Origin of the sequence: Pseudomonas sp. M1 (assembly GCF_022760135.1) — a bacterium.
Lineage (GTDB): Bacteria > Pseudomonadota > Gammaproteobacteria > Pseudomonadales > Pseudomonadaceae > Pseudomonas > Pseudomonas citronellolis.
Map to the genome: position 1 here is coordinate 3654386 of NZ_CP094343.1, position 25169 is coordinate 3679554.

Sequence of the window (25169 nt, forward strand, 5' to 3'; positions counted from 1 at the left end):
GGGTCAGATGGGGCGCGCGGTGACCTCCAGCATCTGCTTCACCAGGCCGATGCGGTCGAAGGACGGGTCCTGGGCGATCTCCTTCTCGCCGGCCAGCAGGGACTTCTCGGCGATGAATTTGCAGCGCTCGAAGCGCCGGCCCATGAAGCGCTGCAGTTGCTCGGCCAGGCTGCCGCCGGTGGTGAGTTCCTCGGCCAGCACCACCGCGTCCTCGATGGCCATGCCGGCGCCCTGCCCCAGGTGCGGCGTGGTGGCGTGGGCGGCGTCGCCGATCAGCAGCACCCGGCCGCGGTGCCAGGGCTCGTCGACGAATACCGCTTCCAGCGGCTTGTAGACGACCTCGGCGCTGTCGGTGATCTGCTCGCGCAGCTCGCCGATCAGCCCGCCGAAACCGGCCAGGCGCTGGCGCAGGCCCTCGGCCAGGCCGGCCGGGTCCATCCAGGGGTTGCCCGGCTCGTGGGAGGTGGTGAACAGGTACATCAGGTCGTCGGCCAGCGGCACCAGGCCGGCGTTGCCCGAGGGGCCCTGGTAGTTGGCCAGGTGGTCGATCTGCGCGGCGCGGCGGAAGTTGTGGCGCCACACCGACTGGCCGGTGAAGCGCGGCTGGTACTTGTCGCCGAACAGCAGGCCGCGGACCCGCGAGTACAGCCCGTCGGCGCCCACCAGCAGCTGGTAGCGGCCCTGGCTGCCGTCGCTGAACAGCACGTCGACGCCGCTGGCGTCCTGCTCGAAGCTCTCCACCGAGGTGCCCAGGCGCACGCGGGTGCCCAGATCGATGGCGGTTTCGCTGAGCACCTTGTGCAGCGCGCGCCGGGAGATGCCGACGTTGGCCGGGTACTGCGGCTCCGCCAGGCGCTGGCCGGGGATGCGCACCAGTTGCTGGCCGGCGGTGGTGTAGATGGCTACGTCCTCGAAGGCGTAGGCGGCGTCCAGGTATGCATCGAGCAGGCCCAGGCGGTGCATCTCGCGCACCACATTGCTCTGCTGGATGATGCCCACGCCGTAGACGGTCCACTCGGTCTTCAATTCGACCAGGTCGACGGCGATGCCCTTGCGGCGCAGGGCGATGGCGGCGCACAGCCCGCCGATGCCGCCACCGACGATCAGCACCTTGCTCACAGTGTTCATGGCGTCTCTCACGTGTTGTTCTTGTTGTCCGCACCGACTGGCGGTGCGGCCGTTCTCGGTGCCCTGGGGCACAGCTTCCCGGCGGGGCCGGGCCTTGACCAATCGAGTCCGCGGATGCGACCTATCGCGCGGCGCGATACCTCAGCCCTGCAGTTGCGCCAGCGGCAATAGCAGCCAGCCGTCCTTCTCTTCATGCACCAGCGCCGCCAGCGATTGCCCAAGGCACGGGCCGTACACGCATTCGCCGTCGTGCGGGCGGAAGCGCGCACCGTGGGCGTAGCAGACGACCCACTGGCCATCGGCGCTGAGGAACCTGTCCTTGCGGTACTCCAGCGGCACCTGCAGGTGCGGGCAGCGGTTGCGGTACAGGCGCACCTGGCCGCGGTGGCGCAGGGCGAACAGCGCATCCGCGCCCTCGCCCTGCGGGTCGAAGCCGCGCGCCTGGCCCTCGCCCAGCTCGTCGAGCCGGCACAGCGCCACGCAGTCCACGGCTCAGCCCTGCTTCGGCGGCGGGCCGCCCGGCGCCCACTTCTCCCGCGCGGTGAAGAGGAACAGCTGCGAGTTGTCCGCCGACATCGGCGCCTGGCGCGCGGCCCAGGCGTCGTCGTGCTTGTCCATGTCGGCGTCGTACTCGATGTGGCAGCCCAGCGGGCTGTTGAAGTACCAGAACCAGTTGGAGCCCAACAGGTGCCGGCCCGGGCCCCAGAAGCTGGTCCAGCCCTTGTTCTGCAAGCGCGTGCCGGCCAGCAGTACCTCGGTGCCGCTGCCCAGGTGGAAGGTGAAGTGCTCGCAGCCCTGCATGTGCGGCGGCGTCTGGATCATGAACAGGCAGTGGTGGTCGTCCATGCCCGCCGAACGCATGAAGGGGCCGACGCCGACGAAGCTGTCGGTGGTGACGAAGCCCAGGCGCTCGCGGTAGAAGGCCTCGCCCCTGGCGGCATCGGGCACGAAGTACACGACGTGGGACAGGGTGCGCGGCAGCGCCGGCATGTCCGGGGTGATGCCCAGCTGGTTGAGCGGGCGCTGCGGCGCGCTGCCGGGGGCGTTGGTCAGGTCGGCTGGGGCCTCGAAGGGGCGCCGGCAGCTGACCTGGAAGGCAATGGCGAAGCCCAGGTCGTCGACGCAGTGCAGCATGCCGGCGGCATCGCGGCGCACCTCGCGGTCGCGCCCCAGTTCGTCGGCGATGGCGTCCAGGTCTGCGGCGCCGGCCACGCCGTAGACGGTCTCGCGCAGCGATGGCGCTGGGCCCAGGGCCGGCGGCAGGCTCGCGTCGTCGCCGCGGCGGATGACGATGGCGGTGCCGTCGAGGGCTTCGAAGCGCCCGCTGTCGGCGGTGAGTTGCACGGCCGTGAGGCCATAGTCGCGCAGGCAATCGGCACAGGCCTGGATATCGTCGACGCCGAAGACCAGGGCGTCGAGGCCAAGGATGTTCATGGCTACCACTCCATTGAAATTATGATTCGGCGCCGGGCAGGGGGCCGCCGGTGGTGGGTCGCCGCGGCTCGGGGCCGCTCGACTGGAGCGCAGGTTGCTGGGTGGCGCGGCGGGCTGACCAATCGCATGTGGGGATGCGAGGCATCGCCGATCGCGATACCTGGGCGCGGGCCCATGGCGGCGGGCGTTTGCCGCCCACTCCCGGCGGGGCGCTATTGACGTATCGGGAATGCGGCGGGAAGGTATCGCGAAAATAACTACAACAAGCCTGAGCCATCTGCCATGCGATTCCACCACTTGGACCTGAACCTCCTGGTGGCGCTGGATGTGCTGCTGGAAGAGCAGAACATCACCCGCGCCGCCGAACGCCTGCACATGACGCAGTCGGCCACCAGCGGCGTGCTCGGCCGCCTGCGCACCTTCTTCGAGGACGAGCTGCTGGTGCAGGTCGGCCGCAAGATGCAGCCCACCCCCTATGCCCTGGAACTGGCGGTGCCTGTGCGCGAGGTGCTGCTGACCATCCGCTCCTCGATCACCGCCAAGCCGGTGTTCGACCCGGCCAGCAGCAAGCGCCACTTCCGCCTGGTGACCTCGGACTACCTGATCAGCGTGCTCTTCGCCCAGGTGATCCAGAAGATCCACCAGCAGGCCCCGCACATCACCTTCGAGATCCTCACCCCCGGCGACAACAGCGCCGAGCTGCTGATGCGCGGCGAGGTGGACATGATGATCGTGCCCGAGCGCTACATCATCGACGGCCACCCGGCGCAGCTGCTGTTCGAGGAGGACCACGTCTGCGTGGTCTGGCGCGACAACCCCGTGGTGGGCGAAAGCCTGACCCTGGAGCAGTACATGCAGATGGGCCACATCTCGGTGGGCTTCGGGCGCAACCGGCACCTGAGCATCGAGGACTGGTTCATGAGCCAGTACGGCTTCAACCGCCGCCTGGAAGTGATCACCAACGACTTCAACACCCTGCCGCAGCTGCTGGTCGGCACCCAGCGCGTGGCCACCATGCACCGCCGCCTGGCCGAGCTGTACGCGCGCTACCTGCCGCTGCGCATCCTGCCGCCGCCGGTGAAGATCCCGGTGATGCGCGAGTACATGCTCTGGCACCGCAGCATGGAGGGCGACCCCATGCACCGCTGGCTGCGCGAGCGCATCCGCGACTTCATCCAGAGCCTCGATCAGCAGCCCGAAGCCCTGCGCCACACCGGCTGAGCCCGTCCCATCGCCCCGGCCGCCGGCATGGCGCCGGGGCATCGCGTTTGGCGATACCTCGCATCCCCACTCGCGATTGGCGCGCAGCCGCCCCGCCTGCGTACCTTGCCGTCGAACCGCGCCCTGCGTGCCTGCCGCCATTCCCGGGCGCCGGATACATCGACCGCAGAAGGACAACAAGAATGTTCCGCTACTTCCCCACCAATTACGTCTGGAATCTCTCGGTGGACCTGGCCATCGAAATGGGCGCCCGCCTGGGCGAGATCGAGGAAATGTGCGCCCCGCTGCAGGAGGCCGCGAAGCAGCCCGACGCCGCCGGCACCCAGGCCTTCCGCGAGACCTGGTCGAAAATGGCCGACAAGCTCTGCGGCCTGGCCGAGGAAGACGAAGCCGCCGGCCGCCTGCTCTCCGCCGGCGAGAAATACAACCGCGCCGCCACCTACCTGCTCACCTGCGAACGCCTGCAGGCCCATGGCGCGCCGGGCCGCGAGGCGCTGTACCAGCGCTTCCTGCAGACCTTCGCCCGCGGCATCGCGCTGGCGAAGGAGAACTGCGAGCGCGTGGAGATCCCCTACGAGGGCAAGCACATCGCCGGCCTATACGTGCGCGCCGAAAGCGTCGAAGGCCCGGCGCCGCTGCTGGTGCAGGTCAACGGCCTGGATTCGACCAAGGAAATGAAATACCGCGTCGGCCTGCCGGCCTGGCTGGCGAAACGCGGCGTGGCCTCGCTGATCATCGACCAGCCCGGCACCGGCGAGGCCCTGCGCCTGCACGGCCTGACCGCGCGCTACGACAGCGAGCACTGGGCCAGCCGCGTGTTCGACTGGCTGGAAACCCGCGCGGACGTCGACGCCAAGCGCATCGGCCTGGAAGGCGTGTCCCTGGGCGGCTACTACTGCCCGCGCGCGGTGGCCTTCGAACCGCGCTTCGCCTGCGGCGTGGCCTGGGGCGCCAACCACGACTGGCGCGACGTGCAGAAACGCCGCCTGGAGAAGGAAGGCGACTTCCCGGTGCCGCACTACTGGGCCCACGTGCGCTGGGTATGGGGCGCCAGGGATATGGACGAGTTCATGCGCATCGCCGAGAACGTCCACCTCGACGGCGTGCTCGAGCGCATCCGCGTGCCCTTCCTGGTCACCCACGGCGAGAAGGACTCGCAGATCCCGCTGAAATGGGCGCACCGCACCTACGAGCAACTGGTGAACAGCCCGAAGCGCGAGCTGAAGATCTTCACCGAACGCGAAGGCGGGGTGCAGCATTCGAGCTTCGACAACAGCATCAATGCCGGACACTACATAGCCGACTGGGTGGCGGAGATGCTGGGTGGGCGTACGGCCTGAGGGTTTGTCGGCTCGGACTTCACCGAAGCGCTTTCGTGGGATGGGAGGCGATGGTGCCGGACCTGAGAGCACCCTCTCCCTAACCCTCTCCCTGAAGGGAGAGGGGACCGTTGGGCAGGGTCGGATGTTCTGGAGTTAGCCGGCTAGCACGGAGATTGCCATCTGGAACCAGACCTCCTCTCGGCACGGACGGCCCCCTCTCCCGCTTGCGGGAGAGGGACCGTTGGGCAGGATCGGATGTTCTGGAGTTAGCCGGCCAGCACAGAGATTGCCGTCTGGAACCAGACGTACTCTCGGCACGGGCAGCCCCCTCTCCCGCTTGCGGGAGAGGGTTGGGGAGAGGGGCTCTTCGCTCTGGAAGCAGACGCGGAATCGGCGGATAACGCCTGGGCGTTATCCGCCCTACGATCCCGCCATCCGGCAACCTGTAGGAGCGGGCCCTGCCCGCGATTTCGCGCGCAGGGCGCGCTCCTACAGGGAAATGGCGTGGGCGGGGCGGCGTAGGAGCGAGCTTGCTCGCGAACAGGCCTCGCTGCTGGGCTGATTCGCGAGCAAGCTCGCTCCTACGAAAAGCAACAGCCCTGCCCTACGCCAGCACCCGCGTCCCGTGGAACGACGCGATCCGCCAGCCCGCCTCTTCCTTCACCCACAGCTGCGTGGCGAAGCCTTCCGCGCGCACCGGCTCGCCGCCGCCGCGCTTCTGCAGCAGGTTGCACTGCGGCCCGCTCATCAGCGCCAGGCCATCGCCGAACAGGCGCACCTGCAGTTCACCGCGCTCCACCGCCAGGTAGCGCACGGCGTGGCGGGCGTAGTCCAGGTACTGCGCCTTGTCCTGCACCAGGCCTGTGGTGTGCACGTACAGCAGGTCGTCGGCGAACAACCGCTCCAGGCCGGCGTGGTCCTCTTCCACCAGCACGCGCTGGCGTTCCCGCTCCAGGGCCAGCAGTTCGCTACGGATATCGTTCATCGGGTTTCCCTCTGGGTTTGATGGCGGCGGCATCCTCGCCCCGGCCGCCCCGGCGGGAAAAATCGCCATTGGCCATGCCAGGCATCGCCACTGCCGATACCTGCCGACAGGCGCCTGCCCTCCTTCCCCAGCCCAGGCGCCACGGGCCCTAGGCCAGGTATCGACACCATCGATGGCCGCGCATCGACAGCATCTGTTGGTCAGCCGGGCCGACACCGCCCTAGCCTGCCGGCACAACAAGAAGCCGAGGAGAAACGCCCATGGGCGCCCTGCACCTGCACTGCTCCACCCTGTTCGACGGCACCGGCCTGGAGGCCCGCCACGCCCAGACGCTGATCATCGACAACGGCCTCATCCGCCATGTCGGCCCGACCGCCCAGGCCCCGCGGCCGCAACCGGGCGACCGCGAGGAACGCGCCGCCTTCGTCATGCCCGGGCTGGTGGACGTGCACACCCACCTGGCCTTCGGCAACGCCCAGAGCGAGGAAGACATCGATATCTGGACCAGCGACGAATTCCGTGCCCTGCGCGGGCTGTTCTTCGCCCAGCACGTGCTCGCCGCCGGCGTCACCTCCATGGTCTGCCCCGGCGACAGCGGCCAGCTCAGCATCGCCGTGCGCAACACGGTCAACGCCGGGCTGTTCGAAGGCCCGCGCATCGCCGCCAGCAGCCGCGTGATCACCAACCGGCAGAGCCTCAACGACTGGTTTCCCAGCCGCGTCGGCGCGCCCGAATACTTCACCGCCGCCCTGGTCACCAGCCGCACCGAGGCCATCGCCGAGATCCGCAAGCAGGCCAAGGACGGCGTCGACCTGATCAAGATCGCCATGGACGGCACCCACCGCCGGCCCAACGGCGAGATCATCGCCGCCTTCACCGCCGACGAGACCCGCGAGATGGTCGAGGAAGCCCACCGCCTGGGCTGCCGCGTGGCCACCCACGCCTATGGCCGCGAGGCGGTGATGTACGCGGCCAGGGCCGGGGTGGACCTGGTGTTCCATGCCTTCTACATGGACGACGCCTGCATCGAGGCGCTGCTGGAGGCCGGCAGCGTGCTGGCCCCGACCATGACCTTCCCGCAGAACACCGTGGACTTCTGCCAGCCCCACGACCCGGCCATCGCCACCGGCTACGCCGGCTACTGCGCACGCACCCTGGAGCTGGGCACCCCAGTGCTCAAGCGCGCCAAGGCCGCCGGCATCCCCTTCGCCTGCGGCAGCGACAGCGGCTTCGCCGTCACCCCCTACGGCGAATGGCATGCCCGCGAGCTGGAGCTGCTGGTCACCCGCCTGGGCTTCACCCCGGCCGAGGCGCTGTACGCCGCCACCAACGTCGGCGCCCGGCTGATGCCGCGCGGCGAGACGCTGGGCGCGCTGGAAGCGGGCAGGCAGGCCGACCTGCTGCTGCTCGACGGCTCGCCCCTGGACGACATCCGCATCCTCCAGGACCGCCAGCGCCTGCAGGCCGTGTACAAGGCCGGCGAACCGGTGCGCCTGCAGCGCACGGCGTACAACCCCAAGCAGGTGTCGGACTTCAATTCGCTGAAATGGACCGACCTCTACACCCGCGACCGCGTCGCCCAACTCGGCAAATGGAGCCTGTGAGCATGCCCACCCTCGATTTCGAACGCGCCGCGCAGTTGGCCGCCGCCACCCTGCGCCATGCCCGCGCGCTGGGCCTGCGCCCGCTGGCCGCCGCGGTGCTGGACGCCGCCGGCCACCCGCTGGCGGTGCTGCGCGACCAGCAGGCCAGCTTCCTGCGCCCGCAGATCGCCAGCGGCAAGGCCCGCGGCTGCCTGGGCATGGGCTTCGGCGGCCGCGAACTGGCGCGCCGCGCCCAGGCCATGCCGGCGTTCTTCGATGCGATCAACAGCCTGACCGGCGGCGAGGTGATCCCGGTGCCCGGCGGCATCCTGCTGCGCGACGCGGCCGGCAACCTGCTCGGCGCCATCGGCGTGAGCGGCGACACCTCCGACAACGACGAGCGCTGCGCCCTGCTGGCCATCGAGGAACTGGGCCTGCACGGCGACACTGGCGACGCTCAGGCCTGATCCAGCCGCGCGGCCTGCTCCGCCAGCAGCCCGCGGAGCCAGGCCAGCGCCGGGTCCAGGTCCTGCTGCGGGTGCCACTGCAACAGCTGCGGCGCCGCCGGGAAGGCCAGCGGCGCCGGCAGCACCCGCAGCGGGTAGCGCCGCGCCAGGGCCTGCGCCTGACGACGGAACAGCGTGGCCACCCGCGACGTGCCGACGATGAACTCGGCCATCAGCGCGAAGCTCTGCACCGCCACCGCCACGCGCCGTTCGATGCCCAGCTCGCGCAGGTGCAGCGCGTCCATCGCCAGGTTCTGGCCGTCGGCGAACTCGCGCAGCACATGCTCGGCGGCGCAATAGTCGGCCAGGCTCAGGCCCTCGGCGAAGGCCGTTTGCCCGGCGCAGACGATGCAGCACAGCTCGTCGCTGAGCAGCGGCATCTGCGGATAACGGGCATTCACCCGGCGCTGCGGCACTATCACCAGGTCGCTGCGGCGGTATTCCAGGGCTTCGGCCACCACGTCTCCATCACGCGGCAGCGGCAGGTCGCGCACCACCAGCGAGGCCCCCGGCGCCAGCCGCGACAGCTCGCGGCTGACCGCCGGCAGCAGGGTCGCCGCCACGTAGTCGGAGGCCACCAGGGTGAAGCGACGGTCGCAGCGCGAAGGGTCGAACACCACCGCCGCATCCACCACCTCGCCGGCCAGGGCCAGCGCCTCGCGCACCTTCGGCAGCAACTGGCGGCCCAGGGCGCTGGGCACCAGGCGCCGCCCCACCGGCAGCAGCAGCGGGTCGTTGAAATGCTCGCGCAGGCGCGCCAGCGCCGCGCTGGTGGCCGACTGGCCCAGGTGGAGGCGTTCGGCGGCCCGGCTGACGCTGCACTCGTCGAGCAGCGCGGCCAGGGCCACCAACAGGTTGAGATCGAGGCGACGGTAGCGCATGGGCGCTTTATACCCCGCGCGACGCCGGCGACGGAGCGCGTTTGCCGCTGGCAGGTATCGCGCCGGGCGATACCTGCCGGCGCTTACCCTGCGAAACGCCGCGCCAGGAAGGGCGCCAGCGGCACCGACGGCGCCAGCCCCGAGGCCTGTTCGGCCAGCAGTTGGCCGGTGATGGCGCCCAAGGTCAGGCCGATATGGCCGTGGCCGAAGTTGTAGAACACCTGCGGCAGGCGCAGGAAGCGCTCGAACAGGCGCCGGCTGAGGGCGTAGGGGTCGAGCGTGCGGCTCACCCCGGCAGCTCCACCGCGCAGGCGGCGCGGGCGTTGAGCGCCGGTTCCAGCTCGCGCAATTCCGGGCCTTCCACCAGGCGGATGGGCACCTTGAAGCGCCGGTGGTAGTCGACCATCTCCAGCACCGCCTGGCGAAACCCATGCGGGCGTGGCGATGGGTATCGCTTCGCTCAACCCATCCTACGGTGGCGTGGGGCGCATGACCGTTCGCGGCTGTCCGTCCTACGTTCAAGGCAGCGCGGGGTTCGCCGGGCGTTCTGGTGCTCGGGTTCGAGACCGCCCCTCTCCCTAACCCTCTCCCTGAAGGGAGAGGGGACCGTTCGGAGCGCGCTGGTGTTTCGGCGTTAGTCGGCTTGTACCGAGTTCCCGACTAACACCAAAGCTTGTCTCGGCACGGACAAGCCCCCTCTCCCTTCAGGGCGGGGCGCGCAGCCGAGGGCTGGGGAGAGGGAACGGAGTCAATCCAAAACACCTCGGCCCCCGGCCCCCCCCTCCCGAATCGTAGGGCACATAACGCCCCAGGCGTTATCCGCCGTCTCCGCAAGGCCAACCTACCGCACCGACTTCACACATCCATGGCGCACTTCCTTCGACGGCGGATACCCGTAGAAGGACGTGTAGCACTTGCTGAAATGGCTGGGCGAGACGAAGCCGCAGGCCAGGCCCACCTCGAACATCGGCAGGTCCGAGTGCTGCAGCAGGCGGCGGCTCTCGGTGATGCGCAGCTCCAGGTAGTAGCGTACCGGCGTGGTGCCCAGCTGCTGCTGGAACAGCCGCTCGATCTGCCGCTTGGAGCGGCCGACGTAGCGCGCCAGCTGTTCCTGGCTGAGCGGCTCCTCGATGTTGGCGCTCATCAGGTTGATGGCCTCGCGCAGCGGCTCGCTGAGCTTCTCGTGCAGCGCCGGCCGGGCGCGGCGGAAGCGCGATTCCTCGAAGGCGAGGATGTCCGCCACGGCTTCCACCAGTTCGCGGCCGTGCAGCGCGTCCATCCACTCCAGCACCATGTTGAAGGCCCCTGTCGGGCTCGCCGCGGTGAGGCGGTCGCGGTCGACCATGTGGCTTTCGCTGGTGACCTCGCTGTGCCGGGCGATCTCCGCCAGCGCGGCGCGGTTCTCCGGGTGTACTGCGCAGCGGTAGCCGTTCAGCAGGCCGGCCTGGCCGAGGAACCAGGCACCGTTCCACAGCCCGGCCAGGGCCACGCCCTTCTCCGCCGCCAGTTGCAGCAGGCGCGTCAGTTCCGGCGCGGCGCGCAGCGGGGTGCGCAGGCCGCCGCAGACCACCAGCAAGTCCAGCCCAGCCAGGTGCGCGGGCGCCAGGGCCGAGCCGGGGCAGATGACCAGACCCAGGTCGCTGGTGACCGATTCGCCGTCCAGGCTGAAGGTGCTGGTGGCGAAGGCCCCGGCGCGGATCAGGTTGGCGGTGACCAGGGTGTCCAGCGCTTGGGTGAAGGCCGGCAGGGAGAAATGCTCCAGCAGCAGGAAGCCCACCCGCCCCTGGCGTTGCGCGCCCGCCCGGGGTGCGGAAAGGAACCTGAGGTTGCGGCCCTGCATGGCGCCGCTGAATTGCCGCCGTTCTACCAATCGCGACTCCTGTCTTCAGCCGGCCGAACGCAACGGCTCGAAGCGGCTGCCGGCATGGGCGTCCTGGCGCCGGGTGGTGAAGCTCAGCAGCACCGTGGCCACGGTCAGGCCGAGGGTGGAACTCACTTCGACGCGGTGCTCCGGCAGGATGAACATCACCACCAGCACGGAGGTGATGAAGGCGATCACCGCCCAGGTCAGCCAGGGGAACAGCCACATGCGGCAGGCGATCTCCTGGTTGCTGCGCTGCAGATTGGCGCGCATGCGCAGCTGCGAGACGGCGATGGCCAGGTACACCAGCAGGGCGATGGAGCCGGAGCTGGCGAGGAGGAAGTCGAACACCCGCGCCGGGGCGATGAAGTTCAGCACGGTGGTGAGCATACCGATCAGGGTGCTGGCGATGACCGCGGCCCGCGGCACGCCGGCCGCCGAGGTGCGCTGGATGAAGGCCGGCGCGTCGTTGCGGCGGCTCAGCGAGTAGATCATCCGCGAGGCGATGTAGATCGAAGAGTTCAGGCAGCTGGCCACGGCCACGAGCACCACCACGTCCATCATCAGCTTGGCGTGGGGCACGTTCATCAGTTCCAGGGCGCGCTGGTAGGAGCCCTGCGCCGTGAGCATGGGGTCGTTCCAGGGCACCACGGAGATGATCACCAGGATCGACAGCAGGTAGAACACGCTGATGCGCCAGATCACCGCCCGCGTGGCCTTGGCGATGTTGTGCCGCGGGTCGCTGGATTCGGCGGCGGCGATGGTCACCGCCTCGGTGCCGATGAAGCTGAACAGCGTGGTGACCAGCGCGGTGAAGATGGCGCCCCAGCCGTTGGGCAAGAAGCCGCCGTGCTCGCGCATCAGGCTGCCCAGGCCGCTGACCTCGTGCCCCGCCGGCAGCACGCCGAGCAGCGCCGCCACGCCCAGGCTGATGAACAGCACGATGGCGCCCACCTTGAGCATGGCGAACCAGAACTCGAACTCGCCGTACTTGGCCACGCTGAACAGGTTGGTGACGGTCAGCAGCAGTGTCATCACCAGGGCGAACACCCAGGTCTGCACCTGCGGGAACCAGCTGTTGAAGATCACCCCGGCGGCGATCGCCTCGATGGGGATCACCAGTACCCAGAACCACCAGTACAGCCAGCCGATGGTGAAGCCGGCCCAGCGGCCGATGGCCTGGTCGGCGTAGGCGGAGAAGGAGCCGGTGTCGGGGCGGGCCACGGCCATCTCGCCGAGCATGCGCATCACCAGCACCACCAGCAGCCCGGACAGCGCGTAGGCCAGGATGGCGGCAGGCCCCGCGGCGGCGATGGCATGGCCGGAACCGACGAACAACCCCGCGCCTATGATCCCGGCAATGGACAGCATGGTCACATGGCGCGGCTTGAAGCCCTGGACCAGTTCGCCACTGGCGCCTTTCGCACTTGGAATACTCATCGGTCGGCCTTTGTTGAATTTGTTATGCGGTGGCAAAGCGCCACCTGGCGGGCGTCCCGGACTGCGGGACGCGGGCACAACCCTATTCCAGGGTGTCATCCGGGCATTTGTCCAGGATCGCCATGGGTATGAGCAAAAACGACATGGCCTCGCCCACGAGCGCCCAGGCCCGGCGCTGGCGACGGCATGAAAACGACATCGGCGGGAAGAGGAAGAAGAGGAAGGACAGCGACGCTGCTAGATGCAGCGACCGTCCACGGACAGCGTCTGCGCGGAGATACGGAGCGCCCGGTCAGGGGCGAGACAGGCGACGGCGTCGGTCATCGAGTACCAGATTGCCCGGCCGAGGTAGCGGAGTTTCGATTGCGAGAGGGAATTTTTCGAGCACAAACGAAAAGCCCCGCAATGCGATGCGGGGCTTCGGGCACCAGAAGGTGCGATTACAGGGCTTGAACCTGCTCGGCCTGCGGGCCTTTGGCGCCGGCAGTCACGAGGAAGCTGACGCGCTGACCCTCGTCGAGGCTCTTGTAGCCGGTGGATTCGATCTGGCGGAAGTGAACGAAGACGTCCGGGCCGCTTTCCGGGGTGATGAAGCCGAAGCCCTTCTCAGCGTTGAACCACTTGACGGTACCAGTTTGGCGGTTTGCCATGATGTAGATCTCCAAGGTAGGAACGAGCACAGGCGACATGCCTGGCTGAAACTGAATGCAGAGTGAAGAGAAACCGAGGAGATGGAAATCAGAACGGACTGAACATCAAGACGGAGGCGCTAAACTGGCAGGCAGTGGCAGCAGAATACAGGGTTCGACGGATTTGAACAGCATTTTCTTTTCCGCATCGCGATTCTGGACGGCCGGTCGCCTTTCCACGACGCGCAGGAAGCGTCTCCCAACACCTGTAGGAGCGGGCCCTGCCCGCGATTCGCGCGCAGGGCGCGCTCCTACAGGTAGAGCCGGAGGTGGGCATGGCTCGCTCATACGAAGAGCATCCCAGCGCGGCCTGCAAGAAACGAAAGCACCTCGGCGCCCCATATGCCCCGGGAATGCGCTAATGGATAACGCGAAAAGCCCGGCTCAGGTCCTCCCGTCGAGCTGGTCCACCCAGCGCTCGGCGGCGGCGAAGGAGGCCTCGAAGGCGGCCTCATGGGATTCCCAGGGCCCGATCACCACGTCCAGCGGCGATACGCTGGTGGGCACCTTCGCCAGCGAAAGCAGCATCTCGGCGACCTTGCCGGGGCCGGCGTAACGCGGCGAGATGAGCACCGCCACCCCGCTGGAGGTGGTGTACTCGCTGGGTGGCATGAAGTTCGGCTCACTGGTTCGCTGTTGCATGCATCGTTCCCCCTGGCCTGCTGGCAGGCCGTTCACATGGCTGGAGTTGCGCGAGATGGCGGACGCTCGCCCACCCTTTCACGGACTCTCCAGCTTGCCAGCGGTTCCGCCGGATCGCCCCTGCCAAAGGCATGGCCGCCGGGCGGTACAAGGAGTCAGACGCGCCCAACCAGGGCCTGCAGCGCCTGGTAGGCGCCCAGCAGGTGGTAGGGCGTGGTGGAAGGCATGTCCGCGCGTAGCACCTCGCCGTCCGGCCCCAGCACCTCGTGCCAGCCGCCGTCGTGGAGGAAGCGCGAACGGAAGCGCTCGGTCCAGAGCGCCAGGGTATCGAGGGATCGGGCGCTACCCTCCACGGCCAGGGCGCGGGCGAACTCGGTCTGCGCCCAGATGCGCTGGGTGGCGTCCTGCAGCGTGCCGTCCGCCGCCAGTGCGGCACTGACGCCGAGGGTATCGGCGGCCACGCCATGCTGCCGGGCGAAGACGAAGGCGCGACGCAGCGCGGCCTCCAGGGCCGAACCGGCGAACAACGCCGGCGCGCCCATGACCAGCGAGAACCATTCGAACTGATGCCCCGGCTCGATGCGGTTGCCCGCTTCGCCTTGCGGCAGCTCGGCGATGCAGCCGCTGGCCGGGTCGACGAAGCGCGCCAATACCGCGGCGCCGATCGCCTGCAGGCGCTCCCCGTACCAGGGCTCGCCGGCGATGGCATAGGCCGCCAGATAGGCCTCGGTGAGGTGCATGATGGGGTTCTGCAGCACGGGCGCGCCGTCGTCTGCGAAATCCTCGGCCAGCGCGGACAGGTACAACCCCTGGCCATCGGCGAAGCGCTGCTCGATCAGCTCGGTGGTGCGCGTCATCAGCTCCAGCGCAGCCGCGTTGCCACTGAGCTTGTGATATTGCGCGCAGGCGAACACCACGAAGGCGAAGGTGTAGAGGTCGCGGCGGCTGTCCAGCGGCTTGCCGGCCGCGTCGATGCTATAGAGCCAGGCCCCGTGGCCATCGCCGAAGTGGCGTTGCAGCGAGTCGAACAATGCCTCGGCCCGAGCAGCGCCGGCAGGCCCCGCGTGGCTGAAGACGAACAGCTGGCGGGCGCAGGCCATGGCGCGGTAGCGCACCGCGGGCAGGGGCTGCCCGCTGCGGTCGTCGAGCGACTCGTAGGGCAGCTGCAGCGCCTCGTTCCAGCCGGCGGCGCGCCACAGCGGCAGGACGGTGTCGGCGTAGTGACGGGTCAACGCCTCGATACCGGCGGTGAGGGATGGCGAAAGGAACGACGGGACGGGCATTCGACGAGTCTGCGTGAGGAAGGAAGGCGCAAGCGCAGAAGATAGAGGAAAAGCCCCTCGGAAAGAACCCGCCCGCACTCGACACCGGACTGCGTGTTCCGCACCCTGCCCCGGCCAACTGCCAGGCCGGCGGAACCTCCGCCCTCGCCAAGGCTTCGATATGCATAGGCCCGCCCTGCCCTTCAATCGGAGGAAGCGCCATGCACAACCTCGAGACCCCCACGCTGAAGCTGGGCGTGTTCCGCCCCTTCGACAGCCTCGGCCAGGCCCTGGTCGCCGCCGCGCTGCACCGGCAGCACGAGGTCAGCGCCCTGGTGGAGGATCTCAACGACCTGCGTGCGCGCCCCGGCCTGCGCTGCAAGCTGGGCGGCCTGGCGTCGTCCATCGAGGTCAGCGAGGCGGTGACGGGGCTCGACGTGGTCTTCGCCATGCTCGGCGACCAACCGCCGCAACAGCTGCCGCCGCAGTGCGGCGCGCTCATCGACGGTGCGTTGCGCGCCGGCATGCCGCGGCTGTTCCTGGTGGGCCACTGGCAGTGGCTGGTGGCGCCGCAAGATGCCGCCGACGAGCAACTCGGCGCCGGCCTTGCGCGCAGCCTGGAGGTGAGCGGCCTGAACTGGACGCTGGTGGAGGCGCCGGACTTGACCGAAGGCCTGCGCATCGATGACTTCAGCCGCGCCGCCGCGCCCATGGACAAGGCGAGCCAGCAGGCCCTGTCCTGTGCCGAGGCGCTGCTCGACGAGGTGCACCTGGGGCTGCACAGCCGCCAGTGCCTGCGTCTGCGCGAGGCAGGGAGGTGATGGCCATGTCCGGTCCTGATGCGCTCAGCCAGACGCTGGGCACTCTGCTCCTGGCGCTGGCCTTCAGCGCCTTCATCCTCTTCGTTCGCGGTTACCGCCCCGCCGGGGTCGGCGCCTTCTGGTACGACCTGGTGCTGGGCTTCGTCGGCCTGTGGCTGGCGCTCTGGCCGGAAGCGGCGACCTTCCTGCACGAGATGAACGCCGCCAGCGCGCTGGGCCTGCTGCTGCAGGTCGTTGCCACCCTGCTGGGCGGACTGCTCGGCGCCGGCGCAGCCAAGGCCCTGCAGTTCGCCCTGCAGGAGCGCCGCGCAGGGCGCCCGGCAGGCGAAGAGCGCCACGGGCGCTGGAAGCGCTAGCGCACCTCCTGCAGCGGCGACCTCACAACGAGCGACGGCGGTACTCGCGGTAGCGCGGCACCCAGAAGTTGCGCTCGATGGCGGCATGGAGCATGTCGTCCGGGGTTTCCAGCGCCACGCCCTCGGCCTGGGCCTGCTTGGCCACGGCGAAGGCGATGCGCCGGCTGACCTGCTGGATGTCGCGCAGCGGCGGCAGCACCGCATCGCCCTCCCCCGTCACCACCGGCGAGCACTCGGCCAGGGCGTTGGAGGCGGCCATCAGCATCGCCTCGGTCACGCGCCGGGCGCCGGCGGCGATCACCCCCAGGCCGATGCCGGGGAAGATGTAGGAGTTGTTGCACTGGGCGATGTGGATGCTGCGCCCGCCGTGCTCCACCGGCTGGAACGGGCTGCCGGTGGCGACCAGCGCGCGGCCCTCGGTCCACTGGAGGATTTCCGCCGGCGTCGCCTCGACCCGCGAGGTCGGGTTGGACAGCGGCATCACCAGCGGCAGCGGGCAGTGCTTGTACATCTCGCGGATCACCGCCTCGCTGAACAGCCCGCGCTGCCCGGAAACGCCGATCATCACCGTCGGCTTGGCCCGGCTGACCACTTCGAGCAGGCCGATGCCGTCCTCGCCGCGCTGCCAGTCGGCCACGTCGGCAGCCTTCTGCGCCAGCTTGCGCTGGAAGTCCAGCAGGCCGTCCATGCCCTCCACCAGCAGGCCGTGGCGGTCGACCATGAAGATGCGCTGGCGCGCCTGCGCCTCGGACAGCCCTTCCAGTTGCATGGCGGCGATGATGTGCTCGGCGATGCCGCAGCCGGCGGAACCAGCGCCGACGAAGGTGATCACCTGCTCGCTGAGCTTCTGTTGCTTGACCTTGCACGCCGCCAGCAGGGTGCCGACCGCCACCGAGGCGGTGCCCTGGATGTCGTCGTTGAAGCAGCACAGCTGGTCGCGGTAGCGCGCAAGCAAAGGCATGGCGTTGGTCTGGGCGAAGTCCTCGAACTGCAGCAGCACGCCCGGCCAGCGGCGCTGCACGGCGCGGATGAACAGCTCGACGAAGTCGTCGTAGTCCTTGCCGCTGATGCGCGGGTGGCGCCAGCCCATGTACAGCGGGTCGTCCAGCAGCGCCTGGTTGTTGGTGCCCACGTCGAGCACGATGGGAAGCGTGTAGGCCGGGCTGATGCCGCCGCAAGCGGTGTACAGCGACAGCTTGCCGATGGGGATGCCCATGCCGCCGATGCCTTGGTCGCCCAGGCCGAGGATGCGCTCGCTGTCGGTGACCACGATGATCTTCACCTTGTCCTTGGTGGCGCTGCGCAGCACGTCGTCGATGCGCTCGCGGTCCGGCCAGGAGACGAACAGGCCGCGGTGGGTGCGGTAGATCTTCGAGAAGTCCTGGCAGGCCTGGCCTACCGTGGGGGTGTAGATGATCGGCAGCATCTCCTCCAGGTGGCCTTCGAGCAGGCGGAAGAACAGCGTCTCGTTGTTGTCCTGGATGGAGCGCAGGTAGACGTGCCGGTCGAGGTCGGAGGCGCATTGCAGGTACTGCTGGTAGACGCGCTCGGCCTGTTCCTCGATGGTCTCCACGGTCTGCGGCAGCAGGCCGATGAGGTTGAAGTCGATGCGCTCCTGCGGGCTGAAGGCGCTGCCCTTGTTCAGCAGCGGCATCTCCAGCAGGGCCGGGCCCGAATAGTGGGTGTACAGCGGGTAGTTCGACTTGCGTTCGGTCATGGCTTTCTCCACTGCCTGCATGACGGGCTTCAGGAAACGACAGCGCCCCGTGCAGGGGCGCCGTAGAGGGTAGCGCGTGAAGCTTTCAATGATCCATCGATGCTTCGAGCGCCGAGGGTCCGGCGGCCAGTTCGCGATGCAGGGTTTCCTCGTCCAGCTCCTTGCACCACTTGGCTACCACAACGGTGGCCACGCCGTTGCCCACCAGGTTGGTCAGGGCGCGGGCCTCGGACATGAAGCGGTCGATGCCGAGGATCAGCGCCAGGCCGGCGACCGGCAGGTGGCCCACGGCGGACAGGGTGGCGGCCAGGACGATGAAGCCCGAACCGGTGACGCCGGCCGCGCCCTTGGAGGCGATCAGCAGCACCGCCAGCAGGGTCACCTGATGGATGATGTCCATCTGCGTATCGGTGGCCTGGGCAATGAACACCGCGGCCATGGTCAGGTAGATCGAAGTGCCGTCGAGGTTGAAGGAATAGCCGGTGGGAATCACCAGGCCGACCACGGTCTTGTCGCAACCCAGCTTCTCCATCTTGGCGATCATCCGCGGCAGCGCGGACTCCGACGAGGAAGTGCCGAGAACGATCAGCAGTTCCTCGCGGATGTAGTTGATGAAACGCAGGATGTTGAAGCCATGGAAGCGCGCGATGCTGCCCAGCACGAGGAGCACGAAGAGGATGCAGGTGAGGTAGAAGCAGGCCATCAGCTCGCCCAGTTGCACCAGCGAACCCACGCCATAGGCTCCGATGGTGAAAGCCATGGCACCGAAGGCGCCGATGGGAGCGACCTTCATGATCACGTTGATGATGTTGAACATCACCTGGGTGAAACGCTCGATGAACAGGAAGATCGGCTGGCCCAGGCTGCCCATGCGGTGCAGCGCGTAGCCGAACAGCACGGAGAAGAACAGCACCTGGAGGATGTCACCGTTGGCGAAGGCGCCGACCACGGTGTTGGGGATGATGTTGAGCAGGAACTCGATGGTGCTCTGTTTCTCGCCGGCCGAGGCGTAGGCGGCGACCTTGCTGGTATCCAGGCTGGCCGGGTCGACGTGCATGCCCACACCTGGCTGGACGATGTTGACCACCGCCAGGCCGATGATCAGGGCGATGGTGGAAACCACCTCGAAGTACAGCAGCGCCATGCCACCGGTCTTGCCCACCGCCTTCATGCTCTGCATGCCGGCGATGCCGGTGACCACTGTGCAGAAGATGATGGGCGCGATGGCCATCTTGATCAGTTTGACGAAGCCGTCGCCCAGGGGCTTCATCAGCACCGCGGTCTGCGGATAGAAGTGGCCCAGGGCGATGCCGATGGCAATGGCGATCAGCACCTGCACGTAGAGGCTCTTGTAGAAGGGTTTCTTGCTCATGGCGGCTACCTTTCTCCAGATCGGCGCCGGCCCTCCTGGCCACGGCACCCGACTCCACGACCGGGCCTCCCCATCCTCGAGAGCGCGTCCTGCAGACGGTGGACTCCCGGCGAGCAGTGGCGGTGGCCGGGAACTTGTTACCTATTGTTTCTGACTATAGGCGCTACACAGCGAGGCGAAGTTCCGAACGTCTGCCCGCGATTTCGCGCGCAGGGCGCGCTCCTACAGGGGGAATGGCGCAGGTGGGGCGGCGTAGGATGGTGGCATCGGCGGGACGCGTAGGATGGCGTTGAGCGAAGCGATACCCATCGCCGCAGCCAGCCCAGGGCAAGCCGTAGGGCGAATAACCGTTCGCGGTTATCCGCCGATACACCGAGGCCACAGGCCGTGCCCAGGCCAACCTCGGAGCCGCCGGGGGCCAAGGCCAAACGGCGGATAACGCCGTAGGCGTTATGCGCCCTACGCCGGGAGCGCTTCTGCTGTACTCCGGCTTTTCCACGCGCAAAAGCAAAACCCCCGACCAGCCAGGCTGATCAGGGGTTTTGGGATAGGTGCTTGACGATGACCTACTCTCACATGGGGAAACCCCACACTACCATCGGCGATGCGTCGTTTCACTGCTGAGTTCGGGATGGGATCAGGTGGTTCCAACGCTCTATGGTCGTCAAGCAATTCTTTCGGATGCTCGTGGCTTACGCTCACGCTCATCCCGATTCGGGTATGTGACAGGTCTTCTTTGCGGTTCACACGAACTTTCGGTTCGTCGACTTCACCGTCTAACACACAAATTGTTTGGGTGTTATATGGTCAAGCCTCACGGGCAATTAGTATCGGTTAGCTCAACGCCTCACAGCGCTTACACACCCGACCTATCAACGTCGTAGTCTTCGACGGCCCTTCAGGGGAATCAAGTTCCCAGTGAGATCTCATCTTGAGGCTAGTTTCCCGCTTAGATGCTTTCAGCGGTTATCTATTCCGAACATAGCTACCCGGCAGTGCCACTGGCGTGACAACCGGAACACCAGAGGTTCGTCCACTCCGGTCCTCTCGTACTAGGAGCAGCCCCTCTCAAATCTCAAACGTCCACGGCAGATAGGGACCGAACTGTCTCACGACGTTCTAAACCCAGCTCGCGTACCACTTTAAATGGCGAACAGCCATACCCTTGGGACCGGCTTCAGCCCCAGGATGTGATGAGCCGACATCGAGGTGCCAAACACCGCCGTCGATATGAACTCTTGGGCGGTATCAGCCTGTTATCCCCGGAGTACCTTTTATCCGTTGAGCGATGGCCCTTCCATACAGAACCACCGGATCACTAAGACCTACTTTCGTACCTGCTCGACGTGTCTGTCTCGCAGTCAAGCGCGCTTTTGCCTTTATACTCTGCGACCGATTTCCGACCGGTCTGAGCGCACCTTCGTACTCCTCCGTTACTCTTTAGGAGGAGACCGCCCCAGTCAAACTGCCCACCATACACTGTCCTCGATCCGGATCACGGACCAGAGTTAGAACCTCAAGCATGCCAGGGTGGTATTTCAAGGTTGGCTCCACGCGAACTGGCGTCCACGCTTCAAAGCCTCCCACCTATCCTACACAAGCAGGCTCAAAGTCCAGTGCAAAGCTACAGTAAAGGTTCACGGGGTCTTTCCGTCTAGCCGCGGATACACTGCATCTTCACAGCGATTTCAATTTCACTGAGTCTCGGGTGGAGACAGCGCCGCCATCGTTACGCCATTCGTGCAGGTCGGAACTTACCCGACAAGGAATTTCGCTACCTTAGGACCGTTATAGTTACGGCCGCCGTTTACCGGGGCTTCGATCAAGAGCTTCGCTTTCGCTAACCCCATCAATTAACCTTCCGGCACCGGGCAGGCGTCACACCCTATACGTCCACTTTCGTGTTTGCAGAGTGCTGTGTTTTTAATAAACAGTCGCAGCGGCCTGGTATCTTCGACCGGCGTGGGCTTACGCAGTAAATACTTCACCCTCACCGGCGCACCTTCTCCCGAAGTTACGGTGCCATTTTGCCTAGTTCCTTCACCCGAGTTCTCTCAAGCGCCTTGGTATTCTCTACCCGACCACCTGTGTCGGTTTCGGGTACGGTTCCTAGTTACCTGAAGCTTAGAAGCTTTTCCTGGAAGCATGGCATCAACCACTTCGCTCTCTAAAAGAAAGCTCGTCATCAGCTCTCGGCCTTGAACACCCGGATTTGCCTAAGTGCCCAGCCTACAACCTTAAACTTGGACAACCAACGCCAAGCTGGCCTAGCCTTCTCCGTCCCTCCATCGCAGTAACTAGAAGTACAGGAATATTAACCTGTTTCCCATCGACTACGCATTTCTGCCTCGCCTTAGGGGCCGACTAACCCTGCGTCGATTAACGTTGCGCAGGAACCCTTGGTCTTTCGGCGTGGGAGTTTTTCACTCCCATTGTCGTTACTCATGTCAGCATTCGCACTTCTGATACCTCCAGCAAGCTTCTCAACTCACCTTCACAGGCTTACAGAACGCTCCTCTACCGCGCATCTTGCGATGCACCCGTAGCTTCGGTGTGTGGTTTGAGCCCCGTTACATCTTCCGCGCAGGCCGACTCGACTAGTGAGCTATTACGCTTTCTTTAAAGGGTGGCTGCTTCTAAGCCAACCTCCTAGCTGTCTAAGCCTTCCCACATCGTTTACCACTTAACCACAACTTTGGGACCTTAGCTGACGGTCTGGGTTGTTTCCCTTTTCACGACGGACGTTAGCACCCGCCGTGTGTCTCCCACGCTGACACTTCCAGGTATTCGGAGTTTGCATCGGTTTGGTAAGTCGGGATGACCCCCTAGCCGAAACAGTGCTCTACCCCCTGGAGTGATACGTGAGGCGCTACCTAAATAGCTTTCGAGGAGAACCAGCTATCTCCGAGCTTGATTAGCCTTTCACTCCGATCCACAAGTCATCCCCTACCTTTTCAACGGGAGTGGGTTCGGTCCTCCAGTCAGTGTTACCTAACCTTCAACCTGCTCATGGATAGATCGCCCGGTTTCGGGTCTATACCCAGCGACTAAACGCCCTATTAAGACTCGCTTTCGCTACGCCTCCCCTATTCGGTTAAGCTCGCCACTGAATATAAGTCGCTGACCCATTATACAAAAGGTACGCAGTCACCCAACAAGTGGGCTCCCACTGCTTGTACGCATACGGTTTCAGGTTCTATTTCACTCCCCTCTCCGGGGTTCTTTTCGCCTTTCCCTCACGGTACTGGTTCACTATCGGTCAGTCAGTAGTATTTAGCCTTGGAGGATGGTCCCCCCATGTTCAGACAACGTTTCACGTGCGCCGTCCTACTCGATTTCACTTCCTGGAACCTTTCACATACGGGGCTATCACCCACTATGGCCGCACTTTCCAGAGCGTTCTGTTAGATTCCAAGAAGCTTAAGGGCTAGTCCCCGTTCGCTCGCCACTACTAAGGGAATCTCGGTTGATTTCTGTTCCTCAGGGTACTTAGATGTTTCAGTTCCCCTGGTTCGCCTCACACACCTATGGATTCAGTGTGTGATAACCAGCTTGTGCTGGCTGGGTTCCCCCATTCAGAGATCTCCGGATCAAAGTCTGTTTGCCGACTCCCCGAAGCTTATCGCAGGCTACCACGTCTTTCATCGCCTCTGACTGCCAAGGCATCCACCGTATGCGCTTCTTCACTTGACCATATAACCCCAAGCAATCTGGTCATACGTCTCGAACGTGAAGACGACATTCGCCGAAAATTCGCGCTTGAACTCGCAAATTTTACCTTGACTTGAACAATCCCCAGTGAAAGAGATCATTCAGTCTACTTCTATCACATACCCAAATTTTTAAAGAACGGTTCCGGTACAAAGACCAGACAGCAAGGTTCGTTTCTTCGAACATTCCTGTCTGAGCTTTCACGACGATTTGGAGATGGTGGAGCCAAGGAGGATCGAACTCCTGACCTCCTGCGTGCAAAGCAGGCGCTCTCCCAGCTGAGCTATGGCCCCATCGGATCAAGGCACCACCACAACAATTGGTGGGTCTGGGCAGATTCGAACTGCCGACCTCACCCTTATCAGGGGTGCGCTCTAACCAACTGAGCTACAGACCCAATCGTTTTGGCCCTGCAGGTCGACCTCACCCTGCTCTCTATCCAAGAGCCTGGGGTGCGCTCTAACCAACCGAGCAACAACCTAATCGTCTAACCAGTGAATCAAGCAATTCGTGTGGGAGCTTATGAGAAAGCCGGGATCTTCGATTAAGGAGGTGATCCAGCCGCAGGTTCCCCTACGGCTACCTTGTTACGACTTCACCCCAGTCATGAATCACTCCGTGGTAACCGTCCCCCTTGCGGTTAGACTAGCTACTTCTGGAGCAACCCACTCCCATGGTGTGACGGGCGGTGTGTACAAGGCCCGGGAACGTATTCACCGTGACATTCTGATTCACGATTACTAGCGATTCCGACTTCACGCAGTCGAGTTGCAGACTGCGATCCGGACTACGATCGGTTTTCTGGGATTAGCTCCACCTCGCGGCTTGGCAACCCTCTGTACCGACCATTGTAGCACGTGTGTAGCCCTGGCCGTAAGGGCCATGATGACTTGACGTCATCCCCACCTTCCTCCGGTTTGTCACCGGCAGTCTCCTTAGAGTGCCCACCATGACGTGCTGGTAACTAAGGACAAGGGTTGCGCTCGTTACGGGACTTAACCCAACATCTCACGACACGAGCTGACGACAGCCATGCAGCACCTGTGTTCCGATTCCCGAAGGCACCCTCGCATCTCTGCAAGGTTCCGGACATGTCAAGGCCAGGTAAGGTTCTTCGCGTTGCTTCGAATTAAACCACATGCTCCACCGCTTGTGCGGGCCCCCGTCAATTCATTTGAGTTTTAACCTTGCGGCCGTACTCCCCAGGCGGTCGACTTATCGCGTTAGCTGCGCCACTAAGATCTCAAGGATCCCAACGGCTAGTCGACATCGTTTACGGCGTGGACTACCAGGGTATCTAATCCTGTTTGCTCCCCACGCTTTCGCACCTCAGTGTCAGTATCAGTCCAGGTGGTCGCCTTCGCCACTGGTGTTCCTTCCTATATCTACGCATTTCACCGCTACACAGGAAATTCCACCACCCTCTACCGTACTCTAGTCAGGCAGTTATGGATGCAGTTCCCAGGTTGAGCCCGGGGATTTCACATCCATCTTACCAAACCACCTACGCGCGCTTTACGCCCAGTAATTCCGATTAACGCTTGCACCCTTCGTATTACCGCGGCTGCTGGCACGAAGTTAGCCGGTGCTTATTCTGTTGGTAACGTCAAAACAGCAAGGTATTAACTTACTGCCCTTCCTCCCAACTTAAAGTGCTTTACAATCCGAAGACCTTCTTCACACACGCGGCATGGCTGGATCAGGCTTTCGCCCATTGTCCAATATTCCCCACTGCTGCCTCCCGTAGGAGTCTGGACCGTGTCTCAGTTCCAGTGTGACTGATCATCCTCTCAGACCAGTTACGGATCGTCGCCTAGGTGAGCCATTACCCCACCTACTAGCTAATCCGACCTAGGCTCATCTGATAGCGTGAGGTCCGAAGATCCCCCACTTTCTCCCGTAGGACGTATGCGGTATTAGCGCTCCTTTCGGAACGTTGTCCCCCACTACCAGGCAGATTCCCAGGCATTACTCACCCGTCCGCCGCTGAATCCGGGAGCAAGCTCCCTTCATCCGCTCGACTTGCATGTGTTAGGCCTGCCGCCAGCGTTCAATCTGAGCCATGATCAAACTCTTCAGTTCAATACTGATCGGGTTTTGAGAAAACCCTAAACTTGGCTCAGCAATCGCAAAAAACTCTCGAATTCACGAGTGTTACTTGTGATGCTGATAATCTTGCGATCACCAGTCTTAACTCACAAGCACCCACACGAATTGCTTGATTCAACTTGTTAAAGA

Annotated in this window: 19 protein-coding genes, 2 tRNA genes and 3 rRNA genes; 6 read left to right on the top strand and 18 right to left on the bottom strand. The window is 65.1% G+C overall.

All coding sequences use genetic code 11. The features are described from left to right. Positions 1-3: 3 nt before the first annotated feature. From PM1_RS16145 to PM1_RS16155, 3 genes are all read right to left on the bottom strand, one after another. A complete protein-coding gene (locus tag PM1_RS16145; RefSeq protein WP_009620185.1) occupies positions 4-1128 on the bottom strand; it encodes an FAD-dependent oxidoreductase in 1125 nt (374 codons plus the stop codon). Positions 1129-1269: 141 nt separating this feature from the next. Further along, a complete protein-coding gene (locus tag PM1_RS16150) occupies positions 1270-1617 on the bottom strand; it encodes a Rieske (2Fe-2S) protein (protein ID WP_009620182.1) in 348 nt (115 codons plus the stop codon). A 3-nt stretch (positions 1618-1620) separates the two neighbouring features. Continuing rightward, the gene (locus tag PM1_RS16155) at positions 1621-2562 is read right to left on the bottom strand and encodes a VOC family protein (protein WP_009620180.1); all 942 of its coding nucleotides are present in this window, start codon (positions 2560-2562) and stop codon (positions 1621-1623) included. A 282-nt stretch (positions 2563-2844) separates the two neighbouring features. Here PM1_RS16155 and PM1_RS16160 point away from each other — a divergent pair, with 282 nt between their 5' ends. After that, a complete protein-coding gene (locus PM1_RS16160) occupies positions 2845-3783 on the top strand; it encodes a LysR family transcriptional regulator (RefSeq protein WP_009620179.1) in 939 nt (312 codons plus the stop codon). 182 nt (positions 3784-3965) lie between these two features. Further along, positions 3966-5123, top strand: a complete 1158-nt coding sequence (locus PM1_RS16165) for an alpha/beta hydrolase family protein (RefSeq protein ID WP_009620178.1) — start codon at positions 3966-3968, stop codon at positions 5121-5123. Between the two features lie 586 nt (positions 5124-5709). Here PM1_RS16165 and PM1_RS16170 read toward each other — a convergent pair. Next, positions 5710-6090: a nuclear transport factor 2 family protein gene (locus PM1_RS16170; protein WP_009620177.1), complete on the bottom strand. Its 381-nt coding sequence runs from the start codon at positions 6088-6090 to the stop codon at positions 5710-5712. A 260-nt stretch (positions 6091-6350) separates the two neighbouring features. On the opposite strand from PM1_RS16170, the gene PM1_RS16175 reads away from it, so the two are divergent. Beyond that, the gene (locus PM1_RS16175; RefSeq protein WP_009620176.1) at positions 6351-7694 is read left to right on the top strand and encodes a metal-dependent hydrolase family protein; all 1344 of its coding nucleotides are present in this window, start codon (positions 6351-6353) and stop codon (positions 7692-7694) included. Between the two features lie 2 nt (positions 7695-7696). Then, positions 7697-8140, top strand: a complete 444-nt coding sequence (locus PM1_RS16180; protein WP_009620175.1) for a GlcG/HbpS family heme-binding protein — start codon at positions 7697-7699, stop codon at positions 8138-8140. Here the strand turns inward: PM1_RS16180 and PM1_RS16185 are convergent. From PM1_RS16185 to PM1_RS16215, 7 genes are all read right to left on the bottom strand, one after another. Continuing rightward, a complete protein-coding gene (locus PM1_RS16185; RefSeq protein WP_009620174.1) occupies positions 8131-9060 on the bottom strand; it encodes a LysR family transcriptional regulator in 930 nt (309 codons plus the stop codon). The genes PM1_RS16180 and PM1_RS16185 overlap by 10 nt on opposite strands. Before the next feature lie 83 nt (positions 9061-9143). Further along, positions 9144-9350, bottom strand: a complete 207-nt coding sequence (locus PM1_RS16190; protein ID WP_009620173.1) for an FAD-dependent oxidoreductase — start codon at positions 9348-9350, stop codon at positions 9144-9146. A 551-nt stretch (positions 9351-9901) separates the two neighbouring features. After that, a complete protein-coding gene (locus PM1_RS16195; protein WP_134163521.1) occupies positions 9902-10900 on the bottom strand; it encodes a GlxA family transcriptional regulator in 999 nt (332 codons plus the stop codon). A gap of 45 nt (positions 10901-10945) precedes the next feature. After that, a complete protein-coding gene (gabP, locus tag PM1_RS16200) occupies positions 10946-12361 on the bottom strand; it encodes a GABA permease (RefSeq protein WP_009620170.1) in 1416 nt (471 codons plus the stop codon). A 440-nt stretch (positions 12362-12801) separates the two neighbouring features. Continuing rightward, the gene (locus PM1_RS16205; protein WP_009620169.1) at positions 12802-13011 is read right to left on the bottom strand and encodes a cold-shock protein; all 210 of its coding nucleotides are present in this window, start codon (positions 13009-13011) and stop codon (positions 12802-12804) included. A 423-nt stretch (positions 13012-13434) separates the two neighbouring features. Next, entirely contained in the window at positions 13435-13692 is a 258-nt protein-coding gene (locus PM1_RS16210; RefSeq protein ID WP_009620168.1) for a hypothetical protein, read from the bottom strand. Between the two features lie 155 nt (positions 13693-13847). After that, positions 13848-14975, bottom strand: a complete 1128-nt coding sequence (locus PM1_RS16215) for an AGE family epimerase/isomerase (protein ID WP_009620167.1) — start codon at positions 14973-14975, stop codon at positions 13848-13850. A gap of 200 nt (positions 14976-15175) precedes the next feature. Here PM1_RS16215 and PM1_RS16220 point away from each other — a divergent pair, with 200 nt between their 5' ends. Together PM1_RS16220 and PM1_RS16225 are read left to right on the top strand one after the other, a co-directional pair. Continuing rightward, positions 15176-15775: an NAD(P)H-binding protein gene (locus PM1_RS16220; protein ID WP_009620166.1), complete on the top strand. Its 600-nt coding sequence runs from the start codon at positions 15176-15178 to the stop codon at positions 15773-15775. Positions 15776-15780: 5 nt separating this feature from the next. Next, positions 15781-16131, top strand: coding sequence for a hypothetical protein (locus PM1_RS16225; RefSeq protein ID WP_009620165.1), 351 nt, complete (start codon positions 15781-15783; stop codon positions 16129-16131). A 22-nt stretch (positions 16132-16153) separates the two neighbouring features. On the opposite strand, the gene PM1_RS16230 is transcribed toward PM1_RS16225, so the two are convergent. The 7 genes from PM1_RS16230 to PM1_RS16260 all read right to left on the bottom strand — a co-directional run bounded on the left by PM1_RS16230 (position 16154) and on the right by PM1_RS16260 (position 25013). Further along, a complete protein-coding gene (locus tag PM1_RS16230) occupies positions 16154-17848 on the bottom strand; it encodes an NAD-dependent malic enzyme (protein WP_009620164.1) in 1695 nt (564 codons plus the stop codon). A gap of 85 nt (positions 17849-17933) precedes the next feature. Further along, complete coding sequence (locus PM1_RS16235) at positions 17934-19220, bottom strand: dicarboxylate/amino acid:cation symporter (RefSeq protein WP_009620163.1); 1287 nt, start codon at positions 19218-19220, stop codon at positions 17934-17936. A 553-nt stretch (positions 19221-19773) separates the two neighbouring features. Next, positions 19774-19889: ribosomal RNA gene (rrf, locus tag PM1_RS16240) — 5S ribosomal RNA — on the bottom strand. 134 nt (positions 19890-20023) lie between these two features. Beyond that, positions 20024-22913 (bottom strand): 23S ribosomal RNA (locus PM1_RS16245). Positions 22914-23148: 235 nt separating this feature from the next. Next, positions 23149-23224, bottom strand: a tRNA-Ala gene (locus tag PM1_RS16250). A gap of 27 nt (positions 23225-23251) precedes the next feature. Then, positions 23252-23328: transfer RNA gene (locus tag PM1_RS16255), tRNA-Ile, on the bottom strand. 148 nt (positions 23329-23476) lie between these two features. Next, positions 23477-25013: ribosomal RNA gene (locus PM1_RS16260) — 16S ribosomal RNA — on the bottom strand. The 16S, 23S and 5S rRNA genes sit together here with 2 tRNA genes alongside, the layout of an rRNA operon. Between the last annotated feature and the right edge of the window lie 156 nt (positions 25014-25169).

What these genes read in the sequence shown, in the direction of transcription:
- PM1_RS16145 (WP_009620185.1), bottom strand. Translation starts at nt 1,128, where the DNA reads ATGAACACTGTGAGCAAGGTGCTGATCGTCGGTGGCGGCATCGGCGGG.
- PM1_RS16235 (WP_009620163.1), bottom strand. Translation starts at nt 19,220, where the DNA reads ATGAGCAAGAAACCCTTCTACAAGAGCCTCTACGTGCAGGTGCTGATC.
- PM1_RS16220 (WP_009620166.1), top strand. Translation starts at nt 15,176, where the DNA reads ATGCACAACCTCGAGACCCCCACGCTGAAGCTGGGCGTGTTCCGCCCC.
- PM1_RS16165 (WP_009620178.1), top strand. Translation starts at nt 3,966, where the DNA reads ATGTTCCGCTACTTCCCCACCAATTACGTCTGGAATCTCTCGGTGGAC.
- PM1_RS16185 (WP_009620174.1), bottom strand. Translation starts at nt 9,060, where the DNA reads ATGCGCTACCGTCGCCTCGATCTCAACCTGTTGGTGGCCCTGGCCGCG.
- PM1_RS16195 (WP_134163521.1), bottom strand. Translation starts at nt 10,900, where the DNA reads ATGCAGGGCCGCAACCTCAGGTTCCTTTCCGCACCCCGGGCGGGCGCG.
- PM1_RS16225 (WP_009620165.1), top strand. Translation starts at nt 15,781, where the DNA reads ATGTCCGGTCCTGATGCGCTCAGCCAGACGCTGGGCACTCTGCTCCTG.
- PM1_RS16180 (WP_009620175.1), top strand. Translation starts at nt 7,697, where the DNA reads ATGCCCACCCTCGATTTCGAACGCGCCGCGCAGTTGGCCGCCGCCACC.
- gabP (WP_009620170.1), bottom strand. Translation starts at nt 12,361, where the DNA reads ATGAGTATTCCAAGTGCGAAAGGCGCCAGTGGCGAACTGGTCCAGGGC.
- PM1_RS16210 (WP_009620168.1), bottom strand. Translation starts at nt 13,692, where the DNA reads ATGCAACAGCGAACCAGTGAGCCGAACTTCATGCCACCCAGCGAGTAC.
- PM1_RS16205 (WP_009620169.1), bottom strand. Translation starts at nt 13,011, where the DNA reads ATGGCAAACCGCCAAACTGGTACCGTCAAGTGGTTCAACGCTGAGAAG.
- PM1_RS16155 (WP_009620180.1), bottom strand. Translation starts at nt 2,562, where the DNA reads ATGAACATCCTTGGCCTCGACGCCCTGGTCTTCGGCGTCGACGATATC.
- PM1_RS16170 (WP_009620177.1), bottom strand. Translation starts at nt 6,090, where the DNA reads ATGAACGATATCCGTAGCGAACTGCTGGCCCTGGAGCGGGAACGCCAG.
- PM1_RS16175 (WP_009620176.1), top strand. Translation starts at nt 6,351, where the DNA reads ATGGGCGCCCTGCACCTGCACTGCTCCACCCTGTTCGACGGCACCGGC.
- PM1_RS16215 (WP_009620167.1), bottom strand. Translation starts at nt 14,975, where the DNA reads ATGCCCGTCCCGTCGTTCCTTTCGCCATCCCTCACCGCCGGTATCGAG.
- PM1_RS16160 (WP_009620179.1), top strand. Translation starts at nt 2,845, where the DNA reads ATGCGATTCCACCACTTGGACCTGAACCTCCTGGTGGCGCTGGATGTG.
- PM1_RS16230 (WP_009620164.1), bottom strand. Translation starts at nt 17,848, where the DNA reads ATGACCGAACGCAAGTCGAACTACCCGCTGTACACCCACTATTCGGGC.